The sequence below is a fragment of the Binatus sp. (SeqCode) genome (assembly GCF_050013435.1).
Classification (GTDB): domain Bacteria; phylum Desulfobacterota; class Binatia; order Binatales; family Binataceae; genus Binatus.
Map to the genome: position 1 here is coordinate 1 of NZ_JBEKFG010000108.1, position 9,141 is coordinate 9,141.

8 protein-coding genes are annotated in these 9,141 nt (G+C 63.0%); 7 read left to right on the forward strand and 1 reads right to left on the reverse strand.

Annotation, left to right across the window (positions count from 1 at the left end):
* The 3 genes from ABSB13_RS15990 to glmM all read left to right on the forward strand — a co-directional run.
* A partial coding sequence (locus tag ABSB13_RS15990) for a diadenylate cyclase (protein ID WP_428110263.1) occupies positions 1-560 on the forward strand: 560 nt, incomplete at its 5' end.
* Between the two features lie 36 nt (positions 561-596).
* Positions 597-1,580, forward strand: coding sequence for a CdaR family protein (locus tag ABSB13_RS15995; protein ID WP_428110264.1), 984 nt, complete (start codon positions 597-599; stop codon positions 1,578-1,580).
* The gene (gene glmM, locus ABSB13_RS16000) at positions 1,564-2,931 is read left to right on the forward strand and encodes a phosphoglucosamine mutase (RefSeq protein WP_428110265.1); all 1,368 of its coding nucleotides are present in this window, start codon (positions 1,564-1,566) and stop codon (positions 2,929-2,931) included. The genes ABSB13_RS15995 and glmM overlap by 17 nt, the downstream gene beginning before the upstream one ends.
* Positions 2,932-3,236: 305 nt before the next feature.
* On the opposite strand, the gene ABSB13_RS16005 is transcribed toward glmM, so the two are convergent.
* Positions 3,237-3,998, reverse strand: coding sequence for a pyridoxine 5'-phosphate synthase (locus ABSB13_RS16005; RefSeq protein ID WP_428110267.1), 762 nt, complete (start codon positions 3,996-3,998; stop codon positions 3,237-3,239).
* Between the two features lie 113 nt (positions 3,999-4,111).
* Here ABSB13_RS16005 and ABSB13_RS16010 point away from each other — a divergent pair, with 113 nt between their 5' ends.
* From ABSB13_RS16010 to cimA, 4 genes are all read left to right on the forward strand, one after another.
* Entirely contained in the window at positions 4,112-5,665 is a 1,554-nt protein-coding gene (locus tag ABSB13_RS16010; RefSeq protein ID WP_428110268.1) for an NAD(P)H-hydrate dehydratase, read from the forward strand.
* Between the two features lie 30 nt (positions 5,666-5,695).
* The gene (gene tsaE, locus ABSB13_RS16015) at positions 5,696-6,199 is read left to right on the forward strand and encodes a tRNA (adenosine(37)-N6)-threonylcarbamoyltransferase complex ATPase subunit type 1 TsaE (RefSeq protein WP_428110270.1); all 504 of its coding nucleotides are present in this window, start codon (positions 5,696-5,698) and stop codon (positions 6,197-6,199) included.
* A 293-nt stretch (positions 6,200-6,492) separates the two neighbouring features.
* A complete protein-coding gene (locus tag ABSB13_RS16020) occupies positions 6,493-7,740 on the forward strand; it encodes an aspartate kinase (RefSeq protein ID WP_428110271.1) in 1,248 nt (415 codons plus the stop codon).
* 5 nt (positions 7,741-7,745) lie between these two features.
* Positions 7,746-9,141: citramalate synthase (gene cimA, locus ABSB13_RS16025; RefSeq protein WP_428110272.1), on the forward strand; the 1,396-nt coding region annotated here is incomplete at its 3' end.

Genomic DNA, 9,141 nt, shown 5'->3' on the forward strand with positions numbered 1-9,141 from the left:
GGCTCTTGAACAACTTCCTTGGTTCGTTGTTTGTGATCCTGGTGGTTATCTTCCAGGCGGACATTCGGCGCGCGCTGACCCGTGTCGGTGCGCAATCCTTCCTGGGCCGCAATGCGGCTGCCGTCACTCCTGCGGAGGAAATAGCGACGGCGGCGGCGTGGCTGTCGGCGCGTCGCGTCGGCGCGCTGATCGTGATCGAGCAGGACGATGGCCTCGGTGAGTTCGTCGAAAGCGGAAGAATCGTTGACGGCAAGGTCTCGCCCGAGCTGCTCGAAACGATTTTCATGAACGGCTCTCCGCTGCATGATGGCGCCGTGATCATAAACGGCGACCGGGTACTCGGGGCGGCGTGCCTGTTGCCGTTGTCACAGAACCCCAACGTAAGCCTGTCGCTGGGCACGCGTCATCGCGCGGCGATTGGGATGAGCGAGGACACCGACGCGGTGGTGCTGGTCGTGTCCGAGGAGAGCGGAGCGATTTCCCTTGCCCGTGGCGGCGTGCTGAGCCGTGGACTGGAACCCACCGAGGTCCTGTCCGCACTGCGGAAGCTGCCGGGTTAGGCGCGCGGAGGCTACACAGCGACGGGACGACGCACGATGAGGCTGGGCGACTTCAAATATGTGTTCGCAGTTAGTGGTGTGCGGCGGCTCCGCGGCGCCGACATCGGGCTGCGCATATTCGCGATCGTGCTCGCGATCGGGCTGTGGATATTCGTCAACACGGCCGAGCAGCACTCATTCGCGTCGCTCACGGTGCCGATCACCTATGGCTCGCTGCCGCAGGGGATGGTGATCGTGAACCATCCGCCGGAGTTCGTAAAAATCGAAGTCACCGGTCCGCGCAGCCTGCTGTCGCTGCTGGATCCCGAGCGGCTGACGCTCAAGATCGATCTGCGCGGCGTTGCGGCGGGACAATCCGAGTTCAAGGTATATCCCGCGATGTTCAACGTGGAACGAAACACCGCCGTGACCAGCATCTCGCCCGATCAATTGTCGCTTGATATCGATCGCCTGGTCACGCGCGACGTGCCGGTGCATCTGGCGGTTCAGGGCAAGGTCGAGGCGGGCTACACGATTACCTCGGTCGACATTACTCCGCCAACCGTCACCATCGCCGGACCCAGCCGTTTCGTCGCGCCGCTTACCTCGGTCAGCACGGATGCTTTCGACTTGAAGGGACTCACCTCGGATACCGATCGTTCGGTGGATATCGTGCCGCCCAATCCCGCGTTGGGATTCTCGACGGGTCATGTCGATGCGCGGGTCAATGTCGCCGAGGCGATTGCCGACCGTGAATTTCGCGCGGTTGACGTTGAAGTCAAGGATAGCGGCTTCAAGTACCGCGTCGATCCCAAACAAGTCACGCTGACGATTCGCGGGCCCGCGGTAAAGCTCGCGGGTCTCGCGCCCAAGGGGATGGTCTACGTTGACGCCAAGGGCGTCGCGCCGGGCTCGCACGAATTGCCGCTGCAAGTGACACTGCCCGACGGAATGCAGTTGCTGCACCAGTCGCCCGACAAGGTTAAACTGCGAATGTATCGCGAGAAGCTGACAACTACTGCCGATGAGCACCCATCGTAAACTGTTCGGCACCGACGGCGTCCGCGGAGTCGCCAACCGGGAGCCGATTACCTCCGAGACCGCGCTGAAACTCGGCCGCGCGCTTGCGCATGTGTTCCGCAATTCCACGGGTCGTCATCGCAGAATTCTCATCGGCAAGGATACCCGCCTGTCGGGCTACATGCTCGAGACCGCGATCGAATCCGGAATCTGTTCGATGGGCGTGGACGTGTGGCTGGTCGGTCCTCTGCCTACCCCTGCGATCGCGTTCCTGACGCGCAGCATGCGCGCCGACGCGGGCGTGGTCATATCGGCCTCGCACAATCCCTTCCAGGACAACGGGATCAAGTTTTTTTCGCGCGAAGGATTCAAACTCGACGACCAGACCGAGCGGCGAATCGAAGCGCTGGTGTTCGATGAAGCCGAAGTCGGCAAGCATCGCGCGCGCGCCGACGATATCGGCAAGGCCAAGCGCATCGACGACGCGCTCGGCCGCTACCTGGTGTTTCTGAAGTCGTGCCTGCCGCGCTCCGTCGCCTTCGACGGGCTCAAGATCGCGATCGATTGCGCCAACGGCGCGGCCTACAAGGTCGGTCCCGACGCGCTCGAGGAGCTGGGCGCCGAGGTCGTCGCGATCGCCGCCGAGCCCGACGGCACCAACATCAATCTGAATTGTGGCGCGACGCATCTCGACGCGATTCGCGAGACCGTTATACGCGAGCACGCCAACGTCGGCATCGCGCTCGACGGCGACGGCGATCGCGTGATGCTGATCGACGAGCGTGGCGAAGTCTTCGACGGCGACGACATGATGGCGCTGCTCGGCCTCAAGCTAGCCGCCGAGGGGCGCCTCAGCCACAACGCCGTGGTCGCAACCGTGATGAGCAACTTCGGACTCGAGCTGGCGCTTCGCGACGCGGGCGTGCGGCTGATTCGCACCGAGGTCGGCGACCCCGCGGTCGCGCGCGAGATGCGGCTCAACTCGTACAACCTGGGCGGCGAGCAGTCGGGCCACGTGATCTTCATGGATTACTCGACCACCGGCGACGGAATGATCAGCGCGTTGATGGTGCTCGCGCAGATGGCCGAGAGTGGGCGGACGCTCGGCGAGCTGCGCGCGATGCGCCGGGTGCCGCAAGTTCTGGAAAACGTCCGCGTCCGAAATCGCGTGCCGATGGCCGAAATGCCCGACGTGCAACGAATCATCGCCGACGCCGAGCGATGCCTGGCGGGCAGCGGCCGGCTGCTGGTGCGATATTCGGGGACCGAGATGCTCGCGCGGGTGATGGTCGAAGGCACCGACGGCGTCCAGATCAAAACCCTCGCGCAGGAAATCGGCGCCGCCATCCAGAAGTATGCCGGCCCCCCGTAACGGGCGCTACCCCAGACTGGCGGTGTATTCGGGGCGCAGGCCAGTGCAGGCCATCATCAATTGCCCCTCGTGCGCTCTACTTTTTCCCGTTACCCCTTCTAACAGGGCGAAGCCCGCATCTTTCCCACTTGTCATTCTAGAGCGAAAGCTGCTGTAGCGAAGAATCCCGGATCCGGGTTCCTTCGCTGCGCTCAGGATGACACAAAAAAAGTTCTAACAGGGCGAAGCCCGCATCTCTGTTTTAATACTGGGTGCAGGGGTCACCCCTGCCCAAGGAAGTGTGAAACCCGGGGAGGGTTTCACATTTAATTGCGCATCGTGCGCTTGCGCGTCGCCTTCGCCGGCTTCGAGCCGAGCGCTTTCAGATATGCCTTCACCGTGCGCGTCAGTCCCATGTAGAGCGCGTCGGAGATCAGCGCGTGCCCGATGGAGACTTCCTGCAATCCTTTGACCGCTTTCGCATACGCCGGAATATTCTTGAGATCGAGATCGTGGCCCGCATTCACGCCCAGTCCGATTTCCCGCGCGAGGTGCGCGGCTTCGCGATGCGCCGCGAGAATCTCTTGACCGGCCGGCGTGCCGAACGCATTCGCATATGGTCCGGTGAACAGCTCGATTCGGTCCGCGCCGAGTTCTCGCGCGCGCCTGATCTGCCCGGCGTCGGTATCGAGGAAAAGACTCGTGCGGATGCCCGTCTTGCCGAGCCTGGCGAGCACCTCGCCGAGCCAATCCGCCGAGCCGCTGGTCAGGTTCCATCCCGCATTCGAGGTCAGCACGCCGGGCGGGTCGGGCACGAGCGTCACCTGCGTCGGCTTGACGCGCATCACGAGGTCAAGAAACTCCGCGCCCGGGTATCCTTCGATATTGAACTCGACCGTCAGCATCGCGGCGAGATCGAACACGTCCTGAAACGTGATATGCCGCGCGTCGGGGCGCGGATGAACCGTTATCCCGTGGCATCCGGCGGCGATACAGGTGCGGGCCGCCTCGACTACGTCGGGGATATTTCCGCCGCGCGCATTTCGGAGCGTCGCGATTTTGTTGACGTTGACGCTAAGGCGAATCATTTCAATCCCGACCCCCAAGGCTACCAGAGCCGGCGCGCCAGTCCAGTTTTTCACTGCCGCCCGCATTCACGCCTCCCCCGCAAGGTGTAATATCTGCGACAGGGTAGCCGACGATGATTTTGCTCAACGCCGCCGAAAGCCGCGAACTCGATCGCATCAGCCAGCAAAAGTACGGAATTTCGTCCTACCTGCTGATGACGCGCGCGGGCGAGGCGGTTGCCGACGCGCTCGTCGAGCGCTTCCCCGAAGCAGCCACCGATGTGCTCGTCGTGGCGGGCCGGGGCAACAACGGCGGCGACGGATTCGTCGCAGCAAGACGACTGATTCAGGACGGCTTCGGCGTGCGAGCCGTTCTGCTCGGGCACGCGGCGGACTTGAAGGGCGATGCGGCGCGCGCATACGCGGAGTTCCGCGCATCCGGTGGCAAGCTGATCGAGGCATCGAGAGAGTCCAGCCTCGAAGCCGCGCTTGGCAAGCGTCCGAGCGCTGTCATCGACGCGATTTTCGGCACGGGACTGAACGCGGAGGTCAAAGGCGGCCCGCGGCGCGTGATCGAGATTGTTAATTCATTCCCGGTGCCTGCGATCGCCGTCGATATCGCGTCGGGAGTGAACTCGGACACAGGTGCGGTCATGGGCGCGGCGATCCGAGCCTCGCTCACGGTAACATTCGGGTTCGCGAAGTTCGGCCACGTTTCATATCCGGGCGCCGGGCAATCCGGCGAGTTGCGGATCGTCGATATAGGCTTCGCCGCGCGCGCGATTGAAGAGATTGCGCCTCGCGGCCGCTTCCTCGAGCGCGACGACGTGCGGCATTTGATTCGCATGCGGCCGGCGAATTCGCACAAGGGAATGTATGGACATCCGCTGGTGATCGCCGGCGGCCGCGGCAAGTCCGGTGCCGTCCTGCTCGCTTCGCGCGCCGCGTTGAGAGCGGGCGCGGGCCTGGTTACGGCGGCGGTGCCGGAGTCGATCCAGCCAATCGTCGCGGCAGGGCAGGCCGAACTGATGACCGAGCCGATCGCCGATCGCGACGGCCATTTTGACGGCGCTCACGCGCCCGACGCGTTGAAGATGATAATCGACGGTAAGAACGCGTTGATCATCGGGCCGGGAATGGGCGTCAGCGACGACACCAAGCGCCTCGTCGAATGGCTGATTTCGGACGCATCCGAGCGCGACCGTCCGATGCTGATCGATGCGGACGGACTCAACGCGCTCGCCGCGATCGGTTGCGAAGCTCTAAGGTGTGCGCGCGGTCCTGTCGTGCTGACGCCTCATCCGGGAGAGGCCGCGCGCCTGCTCGGCGTGACGCCGGCGGTGATCAACGACGATCGCGTGTCTGCCGCGCGCAATCTGGCGGAGCGAACCGGTGCGTCCGTGCTGATAAAGGGCGCGCATTCGGTTATCGCCTCTCCCGACGGCGACGTCTATATCAATTCGACCGGCAATCCTGGGATGGGTACGCCCGGCATCGGAGACGCGCTCTCGGGGATCGTCGGCGCGATGCTGGGGCAGAAGATGCGCCCGATCGACGCGCTCGCGCTCGGCGTTTTTCTCCACGGCTGCGCGGCCGATCGCGTCGCGGCGCGGATGGGGCGCGTTGGCTATATCGCCGGCGACGTGATTGACGAGCTGCCGGCGGCGCTGGAAGCACTAACAGAGTAGTTGCGCCATATTAGTGACTGAGTAATCGCGATGGCTAATCAGGCTGTAGAATCGGGCGCGAGCGTGGTCACGATGGTGATCGAGAGCCGCTCGCCGCACGAGACCAAATCGTGGGGACGGCGGCTCGCCTCGCTGCTCGAAGGCGGCGAATTGCTGGGCCTGATTGGCGATCTCGGCGCGGGCAAGACCTGCTTTATCAAAGGCCTTGCGCGCGGACTAAACTTGCGCGAAGAGGACATCCTGAGCCCGACGTTCACGATGATCCAGGAACATCACGGGCGTTTGCCCCTCTATCATATTGATCTGTATCGCCTCGAAGAGGCGACGCTCGACGATTTGGGCCTTCGCGAATACTTGTTTTCCGACGGTATCGCCGCCGTCGAATGGTTCGAGCGTCTGCGCGGCGGCGCCGAGATGGAATACCTGGCAGTCCGAATCAGCTACGCCGGCGCGAACCTGCGCCGGATCGAATTCAGCGCGGTGGACTCGCGACACGCGCAAATTATTTCCAAGTTGAAGCGGCGCTTCGCCTGAGGGGCAGCTCGCCGAGCTGAATAATTATGCCTCAGGCATACGACATGTCAGGTGTGCTGTTGTTGATCCCGGTACCTCTGATCGGGCTCTTGGTTCTGCAGTTAGCCGTCGCCATATTGGGGCTTTCAGCGTTGGGCCTCATCCGCTTTTTCCGGAGTCTTCTCGGGAAACCGACCGACAATCTACGTCTCGCAAAATAGGCCTTCGCGGCTGCGCGGGGGGCTGGTTTGAGGCCCATTTTCCGCACATAATACTCAATTCCCCCTTTCCAAAGGGCGGATAGGGTCATTGCATTGGGATTGGTCGTTCAAAAATACGGCGGAACTTCGGTCGGATCGATCGAGCGAATCAAGGCGGTCGCGGATCGCGTGGTCAGGGCGCGCGATGCCGGCAATCGGATCGTCGTGGTGGTCTCGGCGATGGCGGGCGAGACCAATCGGTTGTTCAAGCTCGCCTCCGAACTGAGCGAGTCGCCCAACGCGCGCGAGACCGACGTGCTGGTCGCCACCGGCGAGCAGGTCTCGGCGGCGCTGCTCGCGATCCGGCTTCAGTCGATGGGGCATCCGACGGTTTCCTTTCTCGCTTTTCAAATGAACCTGACCACCGACTCGAATCACGGCCGCGCGCGAATCAAATCCGTGCAATGCGATCGCGTGATGCGCGCTCTCGACGACGGGCAGATTGTCGTGGTTGCCGGCTACCAGGGCGTCAACCCCGCCGGCGATATCACGACGCTTGGCCGCGGCGCGTCGGATCTGACCGCGGTGGCGCTGGCAGCCGCTCTCAAAGCCGACACTTGTGAAATCTACACCGACGTGGACGGCGTCTATACCGCCGATCCCAACGTCTGCCCCAAAGCAAAAAAACTTGGCCGCATCTCGTATGATGAGATGCTCGAGATGGCGGGACTCGGGGCGAAGGTCCTGCAGACCCGTTCGGTTGAACTCGCCCGACGCTACAACGTGCCGCTCGTCGTCCGCTCCAGCTTCCGTGAAGCCGAGGGGACGTGGGTTGGACAAGAGGATTTGTCAATGGAGGACGTGCTCGTTTCGGGCGTAACGCTCGACCAGAACCAAAGCAAGATAACCATTGCCGGCGTTGAGGATCGACCCGGTCTGGCCGCGAAGATTTTCAGCCCGATCGCCGACGCGGGAATCGTCGTGGACATGATTATCCAGAACGCCAGCGCCGACGGTCACACCGACATGACGTTTACCATCGGGCGCGAAGATCTCGGCCGCGCGCTCGAAATCGTCACCCGTACGGCGAAGGAAATCGGCGCGTCGGGCGTGCGGCATGACGATCAGGTCGCCAAGGTTTCGGTGGTCGGCGTTGGAATGCGCACGCATGCGGGAGTCGCGGCCTCGATGTTCCAGGTGCTGGCGGCGGAACGGATTAATATCGAGATGATTTCGACCTCGGAGATTAAGGTCTCGGTCGTGGTCAATTCGAAGTACGGGGAACTCGCGATGCGCGCGCTGCACGACGCGTTTGTCAACGGCGACGGCGGCTCGAACGCCGCGCCGCGGGAGACAGTTTGAGTCCGATGCCGGATGCAAAACATATCCAGGTTTACGACACCACCTTGCGCGACGGATGCCAGTCCGAAGACGTCTCGCTGACGGTCGAGGACAAGGTGACGATTGCCCAACGTCTCGACGACCTCGGTTTCGATTACATCGAGGGCGGATGGCCGGGCTCGAACGAACGCGACGCGGCGTTCTTCAAAGAGATAAAGAAGATCAAAATTCGCCACGCCAAGATCGCGGCCTTCGGCTCGACTCGCCGCTCCGGAGTTCGCCCCGCGGCCGATCGCAATCTGCAGTTGATCCTGCGCACCGGGACTCAAGTCGCGACCGTGGTCGGCAAGACCTGGGACATGCACGTCCGCGAGGCGCTGCGAATCCCGCTCAACGAAAATCTCGAAATTATCAACGACACGATCGCATTTCTGAAAAAGAACTTCGACGAGGCGATTTTCGACGCCGAACATTTCTTCGACGGCTACTTTCACAATCCCGAGTACGCGCTTGCGTGCCTGAAGGCCGTTGACGACGCGGGCGTCACGCTGATCGCGCTGTGCGACACCAACGGCGGACGCCTGCCCGGCGAAATCGAGGCCGCGGTAACCGCGGCTCGCGCCGCGGTCAATTGCCCGATCGGAATTCACTGCCATAACGACTCGGACGTCGCGGTCGCCAACACGCTTGCCGGCGTGCGCGCGGGCGCGGTGCAGGTGCAGGGGACGATCAACGGCTTCGGCGAGCGATGCGGCAACGCGAACCTGGTTTCGATAATCGCCAACTTGCAGCTCAAGCTCGGCTACCATTGCGTGCCCCCGGCCAAGCTCAAGACGATGCGCGAGGTCTCGACGCTAGTGTACGAACTCGCCAACATCACGCCGTTTGCGCGCCAGCCGTACGTCGGCCGTAGCGCGTTCGCGCACAAGGGCGGGCTGCACGTCTCGGGAATCCAGCGCAACACCGCGACCTACGAGCACGTCGATCCCGCGCTGCTCGGTAACGACCGCCGCGTGCTGCTTTCGGAGCTCTCGGGCCGCGCCAATATCGCGTACAAGGCCAAGGAATTCGGCCTCGAGCTCGATACGGCGAACGACAAGATCGCCGTGTTGCTCGATGAGCTCAAGCGGCTCGAGGGCGCCGGCTACACCTTCGATGGGGCGGACGCTTCGTTCGAGCTGCTGATGCTGCGCACGCTCGGCCTGGCCAAAGAGCATTTCAACTTCGTCAGCTTCCGCGTCTTCGACGACAAATGGCATGAGGACCGCGCGCCCTTCAGCGAAGCGGTGGTCGTGATCGAAGGACCCGACGGTGCGCGCACGCGCAACTCCGCCATCGGCAACGGCCCCGTCAACGCGCTCGATTCGGCGCTGCGTCAAGCGTTGCTGCCGTACTATCCCAATCTCGAGGCGATGCAGTTGG